The 19896-nt window shown below is 71.4% G+C and carries 16 protein-coding genes; 7 read left to right on the top strand and 9 right to left on the bottom strand.

The features are described 5' to 3' along the window. Window positions 1-1813: 1813 nt before the first annotated feature. From ACFW9D_RS12135 to rfbD, 7 genes are all read right to left on the bottom strand, one after another. On the bottom strand, window positions 1814-3295 hold the full coding sequence (locus tag ACFW9D_RS12135; protein WP_384620783.1) for an FG-GAP-like repeat-containing protein: 1482 nt from the start codon (window positions 3293-3295) through the stop codon (window positions 1814-1816). Window positions 3296-3381: 86 nt separating this feature from the next. Beyond that, window positions 3382-4821, bottom strand: coding sequence for an FG-GAP repeat protein (locus ACFW9D_RS12130; protein WP_384620780.1), 1440 nt, complete (start codon window positions 4819-4821; stop codon window positions 3382-3384). Window positions 4822-4978: 157 nt separating this feature from the next. After that, the gene (locus ACFW9D_RS12125) at window positions 4979-5893 is read right to left on the bottom strand and encodes an NAD-dependent epimerase/dehydratase family protein (protein WP_384620777.1); all 915 of its coding nucleotides are present in this window, start codon (window positions 5891-5893) and stop codon (window positions 4979-4981) included. Beyond that, window positions 5890-6534 (bottom strand): dTDP-4-dehydrorhamnose 3,5-epimerase family protein, encoded by a 645-nt coding sequence (locus tag ACFW9D_RS12120; RefSeq protein WP_384620774.1) that lies wholly within the window; start codon window positions 6532-6534, stop codon window positions 5890-5892. Before ACFW9D_RS12120 ends, ACFW9D_RS12125 begins: the two co-directional genes overlap by 4 nt. Window positions 6535-6822: 288 nt before the next feature. After that, window positions 6823-8070 (bottom strand): cytochrome P450, encoded by a 1248-nt coding sequence (locus ACFW9D_RS12115; RefSeq protein WP_384620771.1) that lies wholly within the window; start codon window positions 8068-8070, stop codon window positions 6823-6825. Beyond that, window positions 8067-9281, bottom strand: coding sequence for an acyltransferase family protein (locus ACFW9D_RS12110; protein WP_384620769.1), 1215 nt, complete (start codon window positions 9279-9281; stop codon window positions 8067-8069). Before ACFW9D_RS12110 ends, ACFW9D_RS12115 begins: the two co-directional genes overlap by 4 nt. A 391-nt stretch (window positions 9282-9672) precedes the next feature. Beyond that, window positions 9673-10566, bottom strand: coding sequence for a dTDP-4-dehydrorhamnose reductase (gene rfbD, locus ACFW9D_RS12105; protein ID WP_384620766.1), 894 nt, complete (start codon window positions 10564-10566; stop codon window positions 9673-9675). Between the two features lie 103 nt (window positions 10567-10669). Between rfbD and ACFW9D_RS12100 the strand changes: the two genes are divergently transcribed. Continuing rightward, window positions 10670-11890 carry a hypothetical protein gene (locus ACFW9D_RS12100; protein WP_384620763.1) on the top strand — a complete coding sequence of 407 codons (1221 nt, stop codon included), beginning with the start codon at window positions 10670-10672 and terminating at the stop codon, window positions 11888-11890. Window positions 11891-11986: 96 nt separating this feature from the next. On the opposite strand, the gene ACFW9D_RS12095 is transcribed toward ACFW9D_RS12100, so the two are convergent. Together ACFW9D_RS12095 and ACFW9D_RS12090 are read right to left on the bottom strand one after the other, a co-directional pair. Continuing rightward, complete coding sequence (locus ACFW9D_RS12095; protein ID WP_384620761.1) at window positions 11987-13018, bottom strand: LLM class flavin-dependent oxidoreductase; 1032 nt, start codon at window positions 13016-13018, stop codon at window positions 11987-11989. Beyond that, window positions 13009-14019 carry an acyltransferase domain-containing protein gene (locus ACFW9D_RS12090; protein WP_384620758.1) on the bottom strand — a complete coding sequence of 337 codons (1011 nt, stop codon included), beginning with the start codon at window positions 14017-14019 and terminating at the stop codon, window positions 13009-13011. The genes ACFW9D_RS12095 and ACFW9D_RS12090 overlap by 10 nt, the downstream gene beginning before the upstream one ends. A 208-nt stretch (window positions 14020-14227) precedes the next feature. Here ACFW9D_RS12090 and ACFW9D_RS12085 point away from each other — a divergent pair, with 208 nt between their 5' ends. The 6 genes from ACFW9D_RS12085 to ACFW9D_RS12060 all read left to right on the top strand — a co-directional run bounded on the left by ACFW9D_RS12085 (window position 14228) and on the right by ACFW9D_RS12060 (window position 19821). Then, complete coding sequence (locus tag ACFW9D_RS12085; protein ID WP_384620755.1) at window positions 14228-15277, top strand: ketoacyl-ACP synthase III family protein; 1050 nt, start codon at window positions 14228-14230, stop codon at window positions 15275-15277. A gap of 73 nt (window positions 15278-15350) precedes the next feature. Further along, the gene (locus tag ACFW9D_RS12080) at window positions 15351-15608 is read left to right on the top strand and encodes an acyl carrier protein (protein ID WP_188341813.1); all 258 of its coding nucleotides are present in this window, start codon (window positions 15351-15353) and stop codon (window positions 15606-15608) included. Beyond that, a complete protein-coding gene (locus ACFW9D_RS12075) occupies window positions 15605-16879 on the top strand; it encodes a beta-ketoacyl-[acyl-carrier-protein] synthase family protein (protein ID WP_384620752.1) in 1275 nt (424 codons plus the stop codon). The genes ACFW9D_RS12080 and ACFW9D_RS12075 overlap by 4 nt, the downstream gene beginning before the upstream one ends. Next, window positions 16876-18081, top strand: a complete 1206-nt coding sequence (locus ACFW9D_RS12070; RefSeq protein ID WP_384620749.1) for a ketosynthase chain-length factor — start codon at window positions 16876-16878, stop codon at window positions 18079-18081. Before ACFW9D_RS12075 ends, ACFW9D_RS12070 begins: the two co-directional genes overlap by 4 nt. Next, complete coding sequence (locus ACFW9D_RS12065; RefSeq protein WP_384620746.1) at window positions 18078-19322, top strand: glycosyltransferase; 1245 nt, start codon at window positions 18078-18080, stop codon at window positions 19320-19322. Before ACFW9D_RS12070 ends, ACFW9D_RS12065 begins: the two co-directional genes overlap by 4 nt. 43 nt (window positions 19323-19365) lie before the next feature. After that, the gene (locus ACFW9D_RS12060) at window positions 19366-19821 is read left to right on the top strand and encodes a nuclear transport factor 2 family protein (RefSeq protein ID WP_223206476.1); all 456 of its coding nucleotides are present in this window, start codon (window positions 19366-19368) and stop codon (window positions 19819-19821) included. Window positions 19822-19896 lie beyond the last annotated feature (75 nt).

Raw genomic sequence — 19896 nt, 5'->3', positions numbered from 1 at the left:
GTCTGCTCCGCAGACACGACGCGCCGCCACTACGTGGCGGAAAGACGGCAACGCTCCGCGTTGCTCACCGGCCGGCTCCGCCGTCCGGTGCGGACAACTCCGTTGTCCGGGGCTCGAATTGCTCCGCAATTCGGCCTGCAGGAATTCGCTCCGCGATTTCCTGGTGGCTGGCTGCTGCCTGCGGTGTGCGGGCTGTCGGATGTGGTGGGATGACGCTACGTCAGTTCCTCACAAGAAATCCTGATGCTCCGTCAAAACACTTTCATGTCCGGCTAGTTGAACGTTCACAGCAGGCGAGGCCGGCGGGGCTGGCCGGCATGTATGGCAGAGTCCGCCAGGCAGTGCCTGGGGTTGTCCAGGTCTCCCGCACTCGGTGCACTCCATCAGGGAGCGTTGTCGAGGCACAGAGGCCGCAGACTGTGTGCGGTACTCCGGGACTCGTACTCGTTGTGGTGGAAGTTTGTCGCGCAGCCGACGGGCAACGAAGGCCCGTGGCGCATGCACGACGGGAGGAAGGCCCGTGACAAGAGTCTGGACGAACTGCAACCGGTCAGGATCACGCTCCAACCACTGTGCAGCAGCCTCCTCAAGAGACGCGCAATCCGCAGCCGACAACATCAACCTCGGCTCCCTCCAACCGAGTTGGGCCAACGCCTCGTACGCCTCCGAACGGGGAGCCACCGGCCCCGCGGAACGCTTGGGGATGTGCCGGAGCCGTAGCGGATCTGACGCCCTGTCCGTCGTTCGACGCTGCACAGGCACAGACACAGACACAGGCACTGGCACTGGCACTGGCACTGGCTCAGGACCGGCGGCACGGCCAGGCGCAGGACCGAGCACAGGGCCGAGCGCAGGACCGAGCACAGGGCCGAGCGCAGGGCCGAGCGCAGGGCCGGGGCTGGGCGCTGACTCGGGGTCAGGATCTAAATCCGCTTCCGGATCAGACACAGGCGCGGGCACCGGCGCCAGCGCGGGCACTGGTACCGGGTCGGGGTCAGGGCCAGGTGCATCGCCGGCGAGGAACCGCGCCCACCACTGGTCACTCCGCGCGGTACGGGACCAGTAGGTGAGGGAAACCCAGCGGACCGTGCCGTCTCCTGTCGCGGCTCGGCAGCGTACGCGTCGCAGATGGCCGGCCGCGGAGAGCTCCCTCAGCGCGCCCCCCCACCGCCATCTGCCCGAACAACGGCTGCTCCCTGGCGAGAGTCTTCACGTCCATCGCGGCCTGCTCCGGCAACGCGTCCACGAAACCTGCCAGGTAACGGCCACGCAGAGACAGGTGAGCGAAACTGTCCCCCTCCGGGGATGCTCCGTCACAAACAGACCGCTTTCCATATCCCTGGCCGGCCATCGGGTGTGCGGACGACGGTGCTGCCGAGATACAGTCTTCATGAGCCACGGGATCGCCTTTTACGGTCGCGAGGTGAGCCCCAAGACCGCCTTTTACGGTCACGGGGTCAGACCCCGGCAGGTGTTGCTAGCACCTGTCCGGGGTCGATTTATGTGCCGAACGCTAAACGACCACCACACGCTGTGGCAACCCGAACACTAAAAGTCAACACCCCACACCCCAACCACCCCTGACGCCCCGTCCCCTCACAAGCCCACGCGGCAGACACACAGGCCAGCAGGCAGGCGGGAAGGGGTGGGTGGGTGGGTGGGTGGGTGGGTGGGTGGGTGGGTGGGTGGGAAAAGAACCCATCCACCCATTCCCCACAAACACAGCTCGAAACCCGAATCCCGAAGTTCGACCCTCGAAGCTCAACCCCTCCAACCTCAACTCCCCCAAGCTCGGCCTTCGAAGAACGGCGCCTCAATCCCGCCCGAGCACACGCCCGTAATACAACGCTCCCCACAGCCCGAACAACCGAGGCGTCAACGCCCTCGAACCCGTTCCCACACCGTTCGGCAGCGTCCAGACGCCGCCCGTGCTGAGGGTCTGCTCGTACTCCGTGCTGTTCTCGTTGTAGGCGCCGACCGTGACGTCTCCGTCCCCGTCACCGTCATAGTCCGCGACCGCCACCGCGGAGCCGAACTCGTCATTGACCTCCGGCGTTCCCGGAACCCCGCTGGAGCCCTGGTGCCAGGCCGCCGAGCTCGCGGTGCCCGAGGTGTCGAGCAGTCCGTTCGGGCCCGAGGTCAGCACGGTCGCCGAACCGGCGCGGTCGGCCGTTCCGATGGCCTCGGCGGGTGTGCCTGCCACGAGGTCGTCGCGGCCGTCTCCGGTGAGGTCGCCCGCGGCCAGCCTGATGCCGAAGTTGTCGGCTTCCTCGGCCGCGCCCACGACGCCCGGGGTGTCCTGGCTGAGTGTGTGGTTGCGGGTGCCGAAGGCCTCGGAGCTCGAGGCTCCGTAGAGGACCCGTATCTTGCCGCCCTTGGCGAGTTCGTCGGGGCCGCAGGCTCCGGTGGGACGGTCGGCCTCGGCGGTGATGAGGCAGTGTCCGAGCGCCAGGTCGTCCGCGCCGTCGCCGTCGAAGTCGCCCGCGGCGATGTCGTAGCCGGTGGCCGGGGATCTCCAGTACTCCTGCAGGGCCGAGCCGGTCCACCGCCACAGGGTGGTGCGCGAGTAGTCGTTGGAGTACGAGGAGACTGCCAGCTCGGTGGTGCCGTCGCCGTCGAAGTCGCCGGCCGCCAGCCTGCCCGAGGTGCCGCCGAAGCCGGTGTCGAGGAGGTGGGTGAGCGGCTTGTCCGTGGTGAGGGGGCCCGGCCGCAGGGTGACTTCGCCGAACTCCCCGTGGGTCAGGCCCACCGCCACGTCCGCGGCGCCGTCCCGGGTGAAGTCACCCACGGCGAGCGAGGCCCCCGCGCCACCGCCCGCCGGGCCCTGTGCGATGGTCCGGGCGCGCTCGAAGCGGCCGCCGGACGAGCCGTACAGGACGACCACGGAGCCGTGGTCCTTCGCCGTGTCGCCGACGTCCTCGCCGGGCGCTCCGACGACGACGTCGGTCAGGCCGTCGCCGTCGACGTCGGCCGTCGCCACGGTGCTGCCGAACCGGTCGTTGTCCTCGCTGGTGCCGGGGACTCCGGGGCTGTCCTGGCTGACCGTGGCGGTGGTGGCGCCTGCTCCGCCCGGCCCGCCGTAGAGCACGTGCAGGTAGCCCGCGGACTTCTTGCCGTCGATGTCCCCCCGGTACACGCCGACCACGGCGTCCGCGTAGCCGTCACCGTTGAAGTCGGGTCCCTGGACGCCCGTCGCGGCCGCTGCGGGCGCGGCGCCCACTGTGGTGGCGAGTCCCGTCGACGCCAGGACGGTGGCGGCGCCGAGCAGGACGGCGGAGAGTCTCTTGCTGCGCACGGAACGCACGGGTCGTCGCACGGGTACTCCAAATCGGTGGTGTGGAAGGACAGTTGACCGGTTCGGGCAGGAGCCGGTCCGGGTGCCTAGAGGCCCAGTACCTGGCCGTACTTGATGGCTCCGTCGGGCAGTGCGAAGCCGAACGGGGTCAGCGACTTGCCCTGCGGGTACGTTTCCTCGGTGCTGCTCGGCGCGAACCAGACGCCGCCGGACCTGCGCTCGCCGGCGTTCTCGCCGGGCGCGCTGATCACGGTGTCCCGCAGACCGTCGCGGTTGTAGTCGCCGACGGCCACCTGGGCGCCGAAGCGGTCGCCGGCCTCGGCCGTGCCGGGCATGTTCGGGGTGCTCTGGCTGCGGGCCAGGCCGCCGTGGAGGCCCTGGTCGGTGCCGTTCAGGGTGACGTATCCGCCCGCGTCCTTCACGGTGCCGACGTCCTCGCCGGGCACGCCGACCACCAGTTCGGGTCGGCTGTCGCCGTTCAGGTCGCCCGCGGCCAGCGCGGCGCCGAACTCGTCGCCCGTCTCGGCGGTACCGCCGACCTCCGGGCTGGACTGGTTGATGCACTGGTACTCGGTGCCGAACTGCCCGGTCTTCGAGCCGTGGAGAAGGAGCACCGCCCCGCCGGCCAGGTCCTGGCAGTAGGTGTGGTCCGCCTCGAAGTTGGGCTGTATGTTGCCGACCGCGAGGTCGTCCGTGCCGTCCTGGTCGAAGTCCTCGACGGCGAGCGCCTTGCCGTGGTCGATGTCGGACCACCACTGGGCGGGGCCGGCCTGGCCGTCCCAGCGGGTGATGAAGGTGCCGTACTGCTCCATCCCCCTCCAGGTGGTGGCGAGGTCGTCCCGGCCGTCGCCGTCGAAGTCGCCGGTGGCCAGGGCGTCGGTGCGGCCGCCCATGCTGTAGCTGCGCAGGGTGGTGGTGGTCACCGGGTCGGCGGTGAGGGGGCCGGGGCGGAAACGGAGCGAGCCGTGCTCCTCGCCGTTCTCGCCGTACGCGAGGTCGATGTCGCCGTCGCCGTCGTAGTCGCCCGTGGCGACGGTGGTGCCGATGTGGCCGGCCCCGGACGTGCCCCTGGCCACGGTGGTGCCCTGGAAGTCGAGCCCGGGTGTGACCGACAGGACGGTGATGGTGCCCTCGTCCTGGAGCTGGTCGGAGGTGAGCGACTCTCCGTCGGCGCCGACGACGAGCTCGGTGCGCCCGTCGCCGTTGACGTCGAGGGGGGTCAGCGCGGAGCCGAAGCGGTCGCCGGCCTCGGGCGTGCCGGGGATGCCGGCCGTGGCCTGGCTGATGACGCCGGTGGACTGGCTGGGGCTCTGCGGGCCGCCGAAGATCAGGCTGATGTAGCCGGCCTTGGCCTTGCCGTTCACCGTGGCGTCGGGCATGCCGACCGCGATGTCCGCGTAGCCGTCGCCGTTGAAGTCGAACTTGGGTGTGGCGGCGGCCGCGGCGCTTCCGGCGAGCGGCAGGGTCAGTCCGGTGGCGGTGAGTGCCGCTACGGCGGCGGTGGCGGCCAGGGTGCGTACGCGCACGGTGGAACTCCCGTAGTCGAGGGGGAAGGAGAAGACGACTTCCGGGGGTGTGACTCGTGTGGCGTACGAAGGGTTGCGTCGAAGTGGCGGCCTGATGAACGCGACTTGGTGGAGGTTTCGTGTGCGGCGCGGTGCCGGGCGGGGCGGGTCAGAGGGGTCAGGCCGCCGTCTCGTACATCGCGCGGAGGGAGGCTTCCAGGGTGTGGGTCGGGGTCCAGCCCAGCACGGATCGGGCGCGGCTGGTGTCCAGGCAGGTCCAGTCCGCGCCCACTGCCGTGTCCTGGGAGCGGATCTCGCCCGGGCGGAGCACGATCGTGTCCGGGGGGAGGGAGGCCGCTGTGACGAGGGCGGTGACGAGGTCGGTGATGGGTGAGGCGATGCCGCTGCCGATGTTGAAGAGGCGTTGGTCCGGGGCGAGGGTGGGGGTCAGGGCGGCGCGTACCACCGCGTCCGCCGCGTCCCGGACGTCGATGTAGTCGCGGCGGGCGTCGGCGAGGGTCAGTTCGATCCGTTCGCCGGGTGTCGTGCGGGCGAGGCGGGCGGCGAGGGAGCCGAGGAATCCGTCCTGGGTGAGGTGTGGGCCGACTGTGTTGGCGACGCGCAGGACGACGGCGCCGAGGTCCGAGGCGAGCACGTGGCGGGAGGCGGCGAGTTTCGTGCGGGCGTAGTCCGTCCGGGGCGCGGGTTCCAGATGCTCGTCGGCGACGGTGCCGTGGGGCATGGGTCCGTATTCGTGGACCGTGCCGAGCTGGACGAGGCGGGGGCGGTGTGCGGCGGGGAGGAGTTGCAGTGCGCCGGTGAGGTGTTTCACCAGCTGCACGTTGATCCGGTGCTGCTCTTCGCCCCAGCCGAGCGTCGCGTTGACGACGGTGTCGGCGTTCTGGTCCGCCAGGATCTGCGCGAGCTGCTCCTGTGGGCAGTCGGCGGCGTCCAGTGCGAGGAAGGGGTGGGGGGCGGTGTGGGGTGCGGGGCGGCGGGCCACGGCGACGACGTCGATGCCGCGGGCTTCGAAGGCGGCGCACACGTGGCGTCCCATGCAGCCGGTGGCGCCCAGGACGACGGTCTTGGTCATCGGTGGGCCTCGGCGGCGGCGAGGCAGTCCTCGTAGCGGGGCAGGATGCCTCGGGCCTTGGCTTCGGCGAGTGACAGCGAGCCGGTGTCCCGCTGGGAGAAGATGAACTGCATGTCCTTGGGCCAGGGCAGGCCGAGTTCGGGATCGAGCGGGTCGATCTCCCGTTCGAGGTCCGCCCGGTACGGCGAGGAGACGAGGTAGGTCATGACCGTGTCGTCCTCGAGGGCCAGGAAGGCGTGGCCGACGCCGTCCGGGATGTAGACGGCGCGGAAGGTCTCGGTGTCCATCTCGACGGTGTCCCACGCGCCGAAGGTCGGGGAGCCGAGGCGTATGTCGACGACGACGTCTAGTCCTCGGCCGCGCGAGCAGTGCACGTACTTGGCCTGGCCGGGTGGGGTGGCCGGGAAGTGGACTCCGCGCATCACACCGCGTGCCGAGCGGCTGTGGTTGGTCTGGGCGATCGGGAAGGGGTGTCCCAGCACGTCGGTGAACGCCTGCTGCTGGAGGGGCGAGACGAAGAGGCCTCGCTCGTCGCGGAAGACGGGTGGCGTGAACTCGAAGCAGCCGCTCACGGCGAGGGAGCGCACCTCGACGCCGCCGCTGGTGGTGGTGCCGGTCTTCCCGGGTGTGGTCGTCGTCATGGTCCCGCTCACTTCGCGTTGCCGGGGGTGGCCGGCGGGAGGACCAGTCGGGCGCCGGTGGGGGCGGCGGCGCGCTCGCGGTCGTCGCGGGTACGGCGCTGGTCAGTGTGCATGTGTCCTCCTGGGGGCCATGACCTTCCGCGTTGCATTCTTGGTGGGGCCGCTCGAGGGCTGGTGGACACGGTGGCCGGTGGTGCTGCCGGCGCGACGCTGCTGGCCGGGTGTCGTGCTGTGCGCGGCGGCGGGTGCCGTCGCGCACAGCATCGTGGTGCGTGCGTGCCCGTGTGCTCACCAGTGGAGCAGGAGCTCCACCGGGCCGCGTACGAGTGAGCCTTCGCGCCAGGGCACGTCGGTGGCGGTGGTGGCCAGGCGGAGGTCCGGGAAGGCCTTGAGGAGGCTGGAGAGGGCCAGCCTCAGTTCCAGACGGGCCAGTTGGGCGCCTGTGCAGTGGTGCGGGCCGTGACCGAACGCGAGGTGCGGGTTGTGGGCACGCTCCAGGTCGAGCTCGTCCGGGTTGTCGAAGATGTCGGCGTCCCGGTTGGCGGAGATCATCGCGGCGATGACGGATTCCCCGGCCGCCAGGAGTGTCCCGCCGATCTCCACGTCCTCGGTGGTCAGGCGGGGCAGTACGTCGCCGCCGCCCAGTGCGATGTAGCGCAGGAGTTCCTCGACGGCGCTGTCCAGGTGCTCCGGGTGTGCGGCGAGCCAGGTCCAGCGGTCCTGGGTCAGCAGGGTGTACACGAAGTTGGACAGTTCGGCGGCGGTGGTCTCGTAGCCGGCGAGCAGGATCGTGCCGGCCAGGCTGATGAGTTCGGCCTCGGTGAGCCGGTCCTCGTCCTCGTCGCGTGCGGCGATCATCTGGGACATCAGGTCGTCGCCGGGGTTGTCGCGCAGCCGGCCGATGTGGCCGAAGAGGTAGGTGCCGAACTCCTCGCCGACCTTCTGCATCTCCTCCGAGGAGGCTGAGCCGTTGCTGAAGGCGACCTCGGCGACGCGCCGGAAGTAGTGCCGGTCCTTGGGCGGGACGCCGAGGAGTTCGCAGATGACGGTCATCGGCAGCGGCATGGAGAAGTGTGCGACGAGGTCCACCGGGCCGCCGTCGGCGGCTTGTGCGCGCAGGCCGGCGATCAGTCCGTCGACGATCTCCTGGACGCGGGGGCGCCAGCGCTGGACGGCGCGCTCGGTGAACGCGCTCGCCACCAGGCGGCGCAGCCGCGTGTGCTCCGGCGGGTCCATGGCCAGCAGGTGCCCGGGGGCGGTGACCTCGCGGACCGTGCGGGGCACGTCGAGGCCGACGGTCGCGGCCCGGGACAGGCGCCGGTCGCTGAGGACCTGCTTCACGTCGGCGTACCGGCTGACGAGGTGGCCCTCGCCGCCGTAGGGCAGTGCCACGCGCTGTACGGGGCACTGCTCGCGCAGCCGGGTGAACTCGGCGGGCACGTCCAGCGGGAGGCCGGGGTCGGACTCGAAGGGGAAGGCAGGGGCCTTGCCGGTGTCCGCCGGGTCGTGCGCGGTGCGCTCGGGGGTGGTGGTCACACCGGCTCCTTGGCTCCGACGAGGGGCCGGTCGGTGGGCGTCGGCTGCTGCTTCTTGGGGCGGCCGAGGCGGAGCATGAGGGGGCGTTCCACGTAGCGGCACAGGGCGAGGCCGGCTGCCTGGGTGAGGACGAGGGTGCCGAGGACGATGCCGAGGCCGGCCCAGAGTCCGTACTTCTCGGTGGGTCCGGCCAGTTCGCGGACGATGGCGAGGACGGGCCAGTGCACGAGGTAGGTGGCGTAGGAGGCGTCGCCGAGGGTGACCCAGCTCTTGCGGGCGAGGAAGGAGGAGCGGCCGTCGATGTCGCGCAGGGCGATGAGGGGGATGAAGAGGCAGACGGTGATGGACAGGACGCCGCTGCTGGCGTAGGTGGCGGGCAGGACGTCGTCGACGGCGAGCCAGACGAGGTAGGTGGCGGCGACGGTGGCGAGGAAGATCCAGCGGGCGCGGATGCGGGGCCACTGGCGGGTCTGCACGATGCGTGCGAGGACGATGCCGAGGAGGAATTCGGGGAGGCGGCTGAGCGGCAGGAAGTAGACCATCCAGGCCTGGTCGAAGGAGAGCGGTGCCCAGAACGGCCAGACGGGGCCGCCGACGAAGGCGTCGATGAGGGCGGGGATGGTGAGGATGAGGGCGACGAGGCCGGCGAAGACGCCCCACAGGGCCTTGGCGGGGATCTTCAGGAGGGGGCGGATGAAGAGCGGCAGGGCGAGGTAGAAGGCGATCTCGCAGGAGACCGACCAGTTGATGCCGTACACGCTCATCATGTACGAGGGGTTGGGGATCCAGGCCTGTACGAGGAAGAGGTTGGCGATGGCCGGGCCGACGTCGGTGGGGCCGATGAGTGCCATGGGGCCGACGACCGCGAGCAGGATGAGGGTGAAGGCCCAGACGGCGACGTGGCCGGGGAAGATCTTGGCGGCGCGGGCGCGCCAGTAGCGGGCGAGTCCGTTGCGCCAGGCCTCGCCCCAGGTGAGTACGAAGCCGCTGAGGATGAAGAACGAGGTCAGGGCGGTGGTGCCGTAGGGCCAGATGTGGCCGAGGTCGTTGATGTCCTCGTTCTTGAAGAAGCGGGCGGCGGCGAGGGTGTGGGTCCAGAACACCGCGTTGAACAGGATGAAGCGGTAGCCGGTGAGGGAGGGCAGTTTGGCGATGCCGGCCGAGGATGTGGAGGCTGGTGGGGCTGTTCTGGGCGAGGTGGGGACGGACATCCCGGTCGCTCCCGTCGTGTGTGGTGGGGTGGGGACTGTGTGGCGGTGGCCGGGGCGGGGTGCCTCGGTGGTGCCTGGGTCCCGCTTGGCTGTGGTGTGCCGTGGACGCGGGTGTTCGCCCTGGGGGTGCGGGTGCTGTGGGCTCTGGCCGCGGCCGGGCCGTGGTGGGGCCGTGGGTCTGGGCGACCCGAACGGTGTGGGGCCGATAGTGGGTTTCTCGGCTGGAGAACCGTTCGAGTCGTGGTGTATGGCTGTCGGAGCGGGGCGTTGTCCGTCGTTCGCCTCGTTCGCCTCGTCCGGGGTGCTCGCCTCGTTCGCCTCGTCCGCCGTGCTCGTCTGTGGGGGTCTCGCCGTCGGAGGGTGCCGTGTTGCCCCCGTTGCGCCTGCGGGGTCAGGCGTACGCCTTCCAGCCGTCTTCGTCGGTCAGGGCCTGGGTCAGGGCGGTCCGCCAGTCGCGCAGGGGCGGCAGTCCGGCGGTGGTCCAGCGTTCGTGGGAGAGGACGCTCCAGTGGGGGCGGGGTGCGGGTCTGGTCAGTTGTGCGCTGTCGATCGCGCGGACGAGAGAGGGGTCCGCGCCGGTCAGGCGGTACACCTCGCTCGCCAGGCCGTGCCAGCTGACCTGGCCGGTGCTCGTCGCGTGGAAGATGCCGGTGGCGCCGGTGCGGGCGACGTCGAGGATGCGCTGGGCCAGGTCGCCGGTCCAGGTCGGCTGCCCGAACTGGTCGTCGACCACGTCCACCGTGCGGCCTTCCGCGGCGCGGCGGACCATGGTGCCGACGAAGCTGTGGCCGTGGTGGCCGTAGAGCCAGCCGGTGCGGAGCACGGCGGTGCCGGACGGGTGTTCCGTCAGCGCGGCTCGCTCGCCGGCGAGTTTGGTGCGGCCGTACGCGGTGCGGGGGCGGGGTTCGGCGTCTTCGGGGTAGGGGGTGGCGTGGTCCGCGGTGCCGCCTTCGAAGACGTAGTCGGTGGAGATGTGCACCAGTTGCGCGCCGGTGTCGGCGCAGGCGCGGGCGAGGTGGCGCGGTCCGTCCGCGTTGATGTGGTACGCCGATGTCTCGTCGCTCTCGGCGGCGTCGACGGCGGTCATGGCGGCGCAGTTGACGACGACGGCGGGGCGGGTGGCGGCGACGGCTTCGCCGACGGCGCGGGCGTCGGTCACGTCCAGGGCGCCGCGGTCGAGGGCGGTGACTTCTGCTCCGTTCTTCTCGAGCCGTTCGCACAGGGCGCGGCCCAGCATTCCGGCGGCGCCGGTGACCAGCCATGGGGTGTGTCGTGAACTCAGCACGCGGCGATGCTAGTTGCCGGGCGGGGGCCGCAGGAGGTGTCGGGGCGGAAGGTCGAGCGGGTGTCCAGCCGGGCTCCAACGGGACGGCTGAGAGTTCGACGGTGTGACAATTCAACGCGCACACGAAGAGATCCTGAAGCTGATCCTGGCCGCCGAGGGCGGTGCCGAGCAGATCGAGGCGGCGATCCGGGAGGTCGGCCCCGAGCGCACCGCGCACATCCTCGCCGACGAGCTGGTGAACCGGGCGGATCTGCACGAGATCCCGGGCCAGGACGCCGCGCCGGTCGACATCCAGCTCGCTCTCGCGTTCGACGGGGTGACGGTCGGGCATGTGATCCGGGCCGGCAAGAGCGCCGAGCACGAGGCGGGGCGGGCCGAGGAGCCGCACGCCACGATCGAGGCGGACCTGGCCGAGCTGCTGCGTGCGGTGCTGGGTCCGTGGCGTGCGCCGGAGGCGCAGGTGCTGCGGATCGTCTGGCACGATCTGGAGAACACGGAGCGGCTCGGTGGCACGATGCACGTCTTCCCCGTCGTCAAGCGTCTGGTGCGGGGGACGACGGGCCGTCATGAGGACCTGGGCGAGCTGTCGCTGCGTCAGGGTTCGGACAAGTGGGGCCTGCACTTCTACACGCCGCACTACGAGCGGCACTTCGGGCCGCTGCGCGATCGTCCGCTGAAGATCCTGGAGCTGGGCATCGGCGGGTACGGCAACCCGGCCTCCGGTGGCGGTTCGCTGCGGATGTGGAAGCGTTTCTTCCCGCGTTCGGTCATCTACGGTGTCGATGTCTTCGACAAGGCTCCGCTGCGTGAGCAGCGCATCCACACGATCGAGGGCGATCTGTCGGACGAGGGGTTCCTGCAGTCGCTGGGCCGTGACCTCGGTCCGTTCGACATCGTCATCGACGACGCCAGCCACGGGAACTCCGATCTGATCGCCGCCTTCAAGTCGCTGTTCCCGTACGTGCGTCCGGGCGGGCTGTTCGCGGCCGAGGACTTGCAGACCTCGTACTGGCCGGGGTACGGGGGCAGCTCGCGGGAGCTGAGCTCGCCGGCCACCTCGATGGGGTTCCTGAAGACGCTGCTGGACGGTCTCAACCACGAGGAGCGCGAGCACCCGGAGGGGCACGAGCCGTCGCAGACGGACCTGACGCTGACGGGCGCGCACTTCTACCCGAGCCTGGCCGTGTTCGAGAAGGGCGTGAACGCGGAGGGTGCGAGTGCCTCGTGGATCCCGCGCCAGAAGATGTCCTACGAGGAGATGTCCGCCGTGGACTGGGGTGAGGGTCTCACCGCCGACCACGCGGACGAGGACGGCGGGCAGTAGCCGGGGCTGCCGCGCCCGGCGCCGCCTTCAGGGATGCCGGGTGCAGGCGTCCTTGAAGGCGGCGCCGGTGGTGCCGGCGCCGGGTGGCGGGGCGGTTCAGGTCCGCAGGCCGGCCTTCTCCAGGGCCTGGGCGGCGTGGGCGAGTACGCGCCTGCGGCCCTCGAGGTCTGTCGCGTTCGCGGAGGCCAGCACGCTCAGTGTGGTGACTCCGGCCTCCGACCAGGCGTGCAGCCGGTCGGCGATGCGGCCGACGGGGCCGAGCAGGGCGGTGCGGTCGATGAAGCCCAGGGGGATCGCGGCGGCCGCGCCGGCGCGGTCGCCGGCGGCCAGGCGTTCCTGGAAGGCGTCGATGCCGCTGTCGAAGCCCATCCTGCGGGCCAGCCCGCAATAGAAGTTGTCGGCTCCGCCGACGGCGAGCAGGAGCGCGTAGTGGGCTCGCAGTTCGTCCGCCGCTTGGGCCGGGTCGTCGGCGACGGAGACGGCGACGTACGGGATGACTTCGAAGCCGTCCGCGGTGCGGCCGGCGCGCTCGTGGCCGGCGGCGAGCTGCCGCACGGAGTCGGTGACGAGTTCGGGTGTGGTGAAGCCGCTGACCCATCCGTCGGCGATCTCGCCCGCCAGGCTCAGGCTCTGTGGTCCGACGGCGCCCAGGTAGAGGGGGATGCGGGCCTCGGGCAGTTCGGTGTGCAGGTGCAGCGGGGCGCCCTGCAGGCCGTGGGCGGGCAGTTGGAAGTGGGTGCCGTCGTGGCGTACGGGGCCGCCGGCGAGGGCGCGGCGGACGATGTCGACGTACTCGCGGGTGCGGCCGAGCGGGTGGGCGAAGTCCACGCCGTACCAGCCGTCGGAGATGTGCGGGTTGGAGACGCCGAGGCCGAGCCGGAAGCGGCCGCCGCTGAGGGCGTGGAGGGTGGCGGCGGCCAGGGCGGTGGCGCCCGGCGGGCGGGCGGGGATCTGCATGACGCCCGAGCCGATCGCGATGCGGGTGGTCGCTCCGGCGACCAGGCCGAGCACGCTCACCGCGTCGGAGCGGGGGCTCTCGGCGGCCAGGACGAGGTCGTAGTCGAGCCGTTCGGCCTCGCGGGCCAGTTCTCCCGCCCCCTGGTAGGTGAGGTTGGCGGCTAGACGCATGTCGGGACTTCCTCTCGGGTCCGGGTGTCGATGAGTTCGTGTGCTGCCGACAGCTGCTCGCGGTCGCCCTCGGGGGTCTGGGAGCGGACGGGCAGCAGGGCGACGGCTTCGCTGTGTCCGCGCTTCACGTCGGGGTGGCGGCGCGCGAGGGTGGTGAGTCCCTGGCCGGGGCCGGCCTCGATGAGCAGGTGGGGGCCTGTGGCGAGGAGTCTGTCCAGGGTGGGCCAGAACAGGACGGGGGCGACGGGGTGGCTCGCCCACAGCGCCGGGTCGCGTACGGAGCGGGCGTCGAGGGGGCCGCCGGTGAACGCCGACCACAGGGGGATGGCGGGCGGGTGCGCGGTCACGTTCCGGTACAGCGTCAGGTCGGCGAAGTGCGGTGCGAGGACCGGGCTGTGGAAGGGGTGGTGGGCGGCGACGGGCAGGATGGTGATTCCGGCCTCGCGCAGTTCGGCGCTGATGGCGCGCAGGGGGGCGGTGTGGCCGGCGAGCACGGTCTGGCGGGGTGCGTTGAGGGCGCCGACGGCGATCTCGGGGTGGCGTGCCAGATAGGGGCGTACGTCCTCGGGTGTGCCGGCGACGGTGAGCAGGCCGCCCGCGGGGGTCGGCGCTATGCGGTCGACGCGGTCGCGCATGATGGCCACCGCTTCCGGCAGGGAGAACACTCCGGCGAGTGTCGCCGCGACGAGTTCGCCGACGCTGTGGCCGAGCAGGGCGACGGGGCGCACCCCCCAGGAGAGCACGGTGCGGCCGAGCGCGTGGCCGAGGGCGAACAGGAGGGGCTGGGCGCGGCGTACGTCGTCGACGGGGACGGCCGGGTGCTGGGCCAGCCAGTCCGAGCGCAGTTCGTCGGCGTTGCCGAACAGGACGAGGGCCTCGTCGACGGCGTCGGTGAACACCTCGTCGTGGCCGTAGAGGCCGGCGGCCATGCGCGCGTACTGCGCTCCCTGGCCGGGGAACAGGAGCACCGCGTCCGCGGGTGCCTGGGGGGACGGCTTCATGGGGCTCTCCATGCGCGGGCCTTCCTCGTCCGGCGATGTGTCCTCGCCAACCTGCCGCGTGCGCGTGGAGGGCTGCTCGAGAAGTGGTGTACCGGCGGTCGGGCCTCTCCCGTGGCTCCAGGGCGGGTCCACCTGTGGTCGACCCGGTGCCGGGAGGATCGGCGGGCCGGCCGACTTGCGGCCCAGTTCCCGGGGAGGGTTTCCGACTGTGCGGTGGGATGACGTCTACCTGCGCGCGAGTGCCGTGCACCTGCCGGCGGTGATGCCCGCCGACACCGCGGTCGGCCTCGGTCTGATCGACGCGGTGTCCGTGAAGCGGATGCAGAGCACGGGCGTGACCGTCGGTGAGGAGAGTCCCCCGGACATGGCGGCGGCAGCGGCCCGTGCGGCGCTGCTGCGCTCCGGTGTCGCGCCCGAGGACATCACGCTGGTGCTGCACGCGTCCCTGTACTACCAGGGGTACGACATGTGGGCGCCGGCGTCGTACGTCCAGCGCACGGGTGTCGGCAACCGGTGCCCCGCGATGGAGGTGCGGCAGACGTCCAACGGTGGGATGGCCGCGCTCGAACTGGCCGCCGCGCACCTCACCGCCACCGGGGGGCCCGCTGCTCTGATCACCACCGCCGACCGGTTCTGTGCGCCCGGCATCGACCGCTGGCTCACCGATCCGGGCACCGTTCTCGCGGACGGTGCGACCGCGGCGGTCGTGGCCCGCGGCGAGGGCTTCGCCCGGCTCCTGTCGCTGGTCCTGGTCTCGGAGCCGGGTCTGGAGGAGATGCACCGCGGTGAGGACCCGCCGGGTGACGCCTCGCTGGCCGTGCGCCGTCCCATCGACTTCGGCGCCACGACCCGCGTCTATCTGCGCACGCCCGAGGGGCAGCGTTCGGTCGCCCGGATGGCTGCCGCGCAGACGGAGGCGCTCGAGCGGGCGCTGGAGGAGGCGGGTTCGGAGATGGACGGCATCGACTGGTTCCTGCTGCCGCACCTGGGGCGGCGCCGGCTGGACGTCAACTTCTTCCGCCGTTACGGCATCGACCCGGACCGCACGCTGTGGTCCTGGAGCCGTGGCATCGGCCACCTGGGGGCCGGCGACCAGTTCGCGGGCCTGACGCATCTGGTGGAGACCGGGCGTGCCCGGCCGGGCCAGCGTGCCCTGCTGGCGGGGGTCGGGGGCGGGTTCACGTGGTCGGCGGCGGTGGTCGAGTTCACGGACGCGCCCGAGTGGGCGGCGTCCGGCGGCGATCGAGCGGACCTATAGCCGGGCACCGCAGAGTCCGAAAAGTGAGGCCGCCCTGTCAGCCGCGGCCGGAACACGAGAGGGAGAAAGCTCCATGAACATCGATGATCTCCGTAGGATCCTCGTCGAGTGCGCGGGCGATGACGGGACCGGGAGCCTTGACGGCGACATTCTCGACACCCCCTTCGCCGACCTCGGCTACGACTCGCTGGCTCTGATGGAGACGGCGAGCCGTATCAAGCAGGAGTTCGGCGTGGTCATCCTCGACGAGGACATCGCCACGGTGGAGACGCCGCGGGTCCTGCTGAGGATCGTCTCGGACCTCGCGAGCTCGCCGGCCGCAGCCGCATGACCGGCCGGCGCCACACGGTCATCACGGGCATCGGCGTCCTCGCCCCCGGCGGCAACGGCACGAAGGCGTTCTGGGACCTGATGACGGCAGGCCGCACCGCGACCCGCCGCATCGCCGCGTTCGATCCGTCCGAGTTCCGCTCCCAGGTCGCGGGAGAGGTCGACTTCGACGCGGAGGCCCAGGGGCTGGGGCATCGTGAGATCCGCCGCCTGGACCGGGCATCGCAGTTCGCCGTCGTCACGGCGCGTGAGGCGCTGGAGGACAGCGGCCTCGACCTGGACACGGTCGACCCGTCGCGCACGGGCGTGAGCATCGGTACGGCGATCGGTGCGGCCACCAGTCTGGAGCGGGAGTACCTGGTGCTCTCCGACTCGGGCAAGGACTGGCTGGTCGACCACCGCTACGCCTCCCCGCATCTGTTCGACTACTTCACCCCGGCCACGATCGCCACCGAGGTCGGCTGGGACATGCGTGCCGAGGGCCCGGTCAACACCGTGTCCACGGGCTGCACTTCGGGCATCGACGCGGTCGGCAACGCCCATCAGCTGATCTCCGAGGGCAGCGCGGACATCGTCTTCGCCGGAGCGACGGAGGCGGCGATCACCCCGCTGGCGATCGCCTGCTTCGACGCGATCAAGGCGACGACTCCGCGCAACGACGACCCCGCGACCGCGGCCCGCCCCTTCGACCGGACCCGCAACGGTTTCGTCATCGCCGAGGGCGCCGCCATGTTCGTCCTCGAGGAGTACGAGCACGCCAAGCGCCGCGGGGCGAAGATCTACGGAGAGATCGCCGGCTACGCCAACCGCTGCAACGGCTACCACATGACGGGGCTCAGCCCGCACGGCCGCGAGATGGCCACGGCCATCACCTCGGCGATGGACGAGGGCGGCATCGACAAGGACGGCCTCGACTACATCAACGCGCACGGCTCGGGCACCAAGCAGAACGACCTGCACGAGACGGGCGCGTTCAAGCGCGCGCTCGGTGAGCACGCCTACGGCACTCCGGTCAGTTCGATCAAGTCGATGATCGGTCACTCGCTGGGGGCCATCGGCTCCATCGAGATCGCGGCGTGCGCCCTGGCCATCGAGCACGGGGTGATCCCGCCGACGGCCAACCTGCACGAGAAGGACCCGGAGTGCGACCTCGACTACGTGCCGCTGACGGCGCGGGAGGCGCGGGTCGACACCGCCTTGACGGTCGGCAGCGGCTTCGGCGGGTTCCAGAGCGCGATGGTGCTGCGCAAGTGGCGAGGAGCGAAGCGATGACCGTGGTGTTCACCGGACTCGGTGCGATGGCCCCCAACGGCCAGTCCACCGAGGAGTTCTGGACGGCGACGCTGGAGCAGCGCAGCGGGATCGCGCCGCTGGAGCGCTTCGACGCCGCGCAGTACCCGTCGCGGCTCGCCGGCCAGATCCGCGACTTCAAGGCCGAGCAGCTGCTGCCGGGCCGGCTGCTGCCGCAGACCGACCGGGTGACCCGGCTGGCGCTGGTGGCGGCCGAGGCGGCGATCGAGGACTGCGGGGCCGACCTCCAGTCCCTGCCGGATCTCGACATGGGGGTGATCTCCTCGAACGCGCACGGCGGTTTCGAGTTCACCCACAAGGAGATCCAGAAGCTCTGGACGAAGGGGCCCGAGAGCGTCAGCGTGTACGAGTCGTTCGCCTGGTTCTGCGCGGCGAACACCGGCCAGATCTCCATTCGCCACGGCATGCGCGGCTCCGGCAGTGTGCTGGTCGCCGACCAGTCGGGCGGTCTGGACGCGCTCGCGCTCGCCCGGCGCACCATCCGCCGCGGCACCCCGTTCACCATCGCCGGCGGCGTCGAGTCCTCGTACGACCCGTGGGGCTGGGTGTCGCACCTGGCGACCGGGCGCATCAGTGAGGCCGAGGACGCGGACCGCGCCTATCTGCCGTTCGACGCCGCGGCGAGCGGGTACGTGCCGGGCGAGGGCGGCGCGTACCTGGTCCTGGAGGACGCGGAGGCGGCCCGCGGGCGTGGTGCCACGGTGTACGGCGAGCTGGCGGGTCATGCGGCGACGTTCGATCCGCGTCCCGGGTCCGGGCGCCCGCCGGCGCTGGCCTCGGCGATCCGTGGTGCTCTCAAGGACGCGGGCATCACGGCCGGGGACGTCGACGTGGTGTTCGCCGACGCGAGCGGTGTTCCGGAGCTGGACCGTATCGAGGCGGACGCGCTCGCCGGGATCTTCGGCCCGCGCGGTGTGCCGGTGACGGCGCCCAAGACGCTGACCGGCCGCCTGTACGCGGGTGGGGCGCCCCTCGATGTCGTCGCCGCGCTGCTGTCGCTGCGCGACGGGGTGATCCCCGCGACGGCGCATGTCGCCGATGTTCCCGAGGAGTACGCGCTGGACCTCGTCACGGGGCAGCCGCGCCGCGCGGAGCTGCGTACGGCGCTGGTGGTCGCCCGCGGCAACGGGGGCTACAACTCGGCGATGGTGGTGCGCTCATGAGGATCCTGTTCGCCGCGGCCCCGGGCTACGGTCTGATGCTGCCGATCGTGCCGCTGGTGTGGGCCGCCCGTGCCGCGGGCCACGAGATCCTCGTCGCCACCACCGCGTACATGACGAAGGTGGGCCCCGAGTGGGGGCTGCCGATCGCGGATGTCTTCCCGCACCGCGATGTGGGCGGGGACCTGATGCTGGCCTCTTCCGGGCAGGCGCCCGAGCCCGGCACGCCCGAGTACGAGGACCCGCGGCTGCCCGCCGGCTACTGGGACCTGGCCAAGCAGGTCAAGCCGTTCGAGCTGTTCACGCTCGTCTCCACCGAGGGCACGGTCGAGGCGGGCCGCGATTTCGGCGCCGATCTGATCGTGTACACCTCGGACCATCAGGCGGGCCGGATGGCGGCCGTCGCGCTCGGGATTCCGGCGCTCGAGGTCGGCAACCGGGTCTCCTGGTCGACGCGTGACCCGGAGTTCGTCGAGGCGGACGACCACAACGACCGCACCGGTGTCATCCCCGACGACTCCCCCGTGGTGCTGGGGCTGCGCGAGCGGCTCGGCATCGGTGACCGCGAGCCGGAGCTGATCGCCCGCGTCGACCCGCGGGCGCCCAGCATGGGCGGCCTGTCGGCCGACGAGGCCGGCAGGGGCGACGGGGTGCCCTGGTGGCCGATGCGCTACGTGCCCTTCAACGGCGGTGTGACGCTGCCGGAGTGGGCGCTGGTGACTCCGGACCGGCCGCGGATCTGTCTCACCCTGGGCACGGTCGTCCCGCTGCTCTCGGACGGGGGCACGCTGGGTTCGCTGCTGCGGTGGCTGGGGGAACTGGACGTCGAGGTGGTCCTCGCGGACCATTCGACGGACCTGTCCAAGCTGGGCCCGCTGCCGGACAACGTGCGGGTCGCGGGCTTCCTGCCGCTGTCCACGTTCCTCGACACCTGCTCGCTGGTGATCCATCACGGCGGCTCGGGCACGGCGGCGGCGGCCCTGCACTACGCGGTGCCGCAGCTGGTGCTGCCCGGCGGCTCCGACAACCCGCTGATCGCGCAGAAGGTGGTGGACCGGAAGGCCGGTCTGTCCCTGGACCCGGCGGAGGCCGACGCACCGCGCCTGTGCGCACTCGTGGGCCGGCTCCTGGCGGAGCGCTCGTTCGCCGACTCGGCGGCCGAGGTCAGCGCGGAGATGGCCCGGCAGCCGAGTCCCGCGCAGGTTCTCGACCGCGCCGTGCGGTCCGTACACCCCACTTCATGACGTCCTGCGATTCATGACGTCCGTCTTCCGATCAGGAGCTCTTGTGACCACGACGACTCTGGCGACCGGCCGGTCGCGCAGCATCAGCGAACTCTACGCAGAGGTCCAGCAGTTCTATGCCGGGCAGGTGCGTCTCCTGGACACCATGCAGGCCGACGCGTTCGCCGACTCGTTCACCGAGGACGGCGTGTTCGACCACCGCCCGGGCGCCGACCCGCTGGTCGGCCGCGCGGCGATCTCCGCGGCGATCCGCGCCTACCAGGAGACCAAGCACGCGGTCGATCCGGTGCAGCGCCGCCACTGGTTCAACATGGTGCAGGTCTTCCCGCAGGACGACGGCTCGATCCGTACCGAGTACTACGCCGTGGTCTATCAGACCCGCCCGAACGTCTCGGAGCCGCTGGTGGGCCCGAGCTGCTTCGTGACCGACGTGCTGGAGTTCGAGGGGGACGAGCTGCGCACCAGGTTCCGCAAGGTCAGCCCGGACTACGAGGTCTGACCCGCGCGCACGGAGCGCGGACGAGGGGGGTGGGGGGGGGGCGCCCCCCCCGCGCCCCCCCCCCCCCCCCCCGGA

The sequence above is a fragment of the Streptomyces sp. NPDC059524 genome (genome assembly GCF_042749255.1).
GTDB classification, from domain to species: domain Bacteria; phylum Actinomycetota; class Actinomycetes; order Streptomycetales; family Streptomycetaceae; genus Streptomyces; species Streptomyces xanthii.
The sequence above is the reverse complement of the archived record's forward strand: the minus strand, read 5'-3'. Positions and strand labels throughout refer to the sequence as shown.

Excerpts from the sequence above, each read along its gene's own strand:
- ACFW9D_RS12125 (WP_384620777.1), bottom strand. The coding sequence starts at position 5,893 with ATGACCAAGACCGTCGTCCTGGGCGCCACCGGCTGCATGGGACGCCAC.
- ACFW9D_RS12120 (WP_384620774.1), bottom strand. The coding sequence starts at position 6,534 with ATGACGACGACCACACCCGGGAAGACCGGCACCACCACCAGCGGCGGC.
- ACFW9D_RS12110 (WP_384620769.1), bottom strand. The coding sequence starts at position 9,281 with ATGTCCGTCCCCACCTCGCCCAGAACAGCCCCACCAGCCTCCACATCC.
- ACFW9D_RS12095 (WP_384620761.1), bottom strand. The coding sequence starts at position 13,018 with ATGCGTCTAGCCGCCAACCTCACCTACCAGGGGGCGGGAGAACTGGCC.
- ACFW9D_RS12090 (WP_384620758.1), bottom strand. The coding sequence starts at position 14,019 with ATGAAGCCGTCCCCCCAGGCACCCGCGGACGCGGTGCTCCTGTTCCCC.
- ACFW9D_RS12080 (WP_188341813.1), top strand. The coding sequence starts at position 15,351 with ATGAACATCGATGATCTCCGTAGGATCCTCGTCGAGTGCGCGGGCGAT.
- ACFW9D_RS12075 (WP_384620752.1), top strand. The coding sequence starts at position 15,605 with ATGACCGGCCGGCGCCACACGGTCATCACGGGCATCGGCGTCCTCGCC.
- ACFW9D_RS12070 (WP_384620749.1), top strand. The coding sequence starts at position 16,876 with ATGACCGTGGTGTTCACCGGACTCGGTGCGATGGCCCCCAACGGCCAG.
- ACFW9D_RS12065 (WP_384620746.1), top strand. The coding sequence starts at position 18,078 with ATGAGGATCCTGTTCGCCGCGGCCCCGGGCTACGGTCTGATGCTGCCG.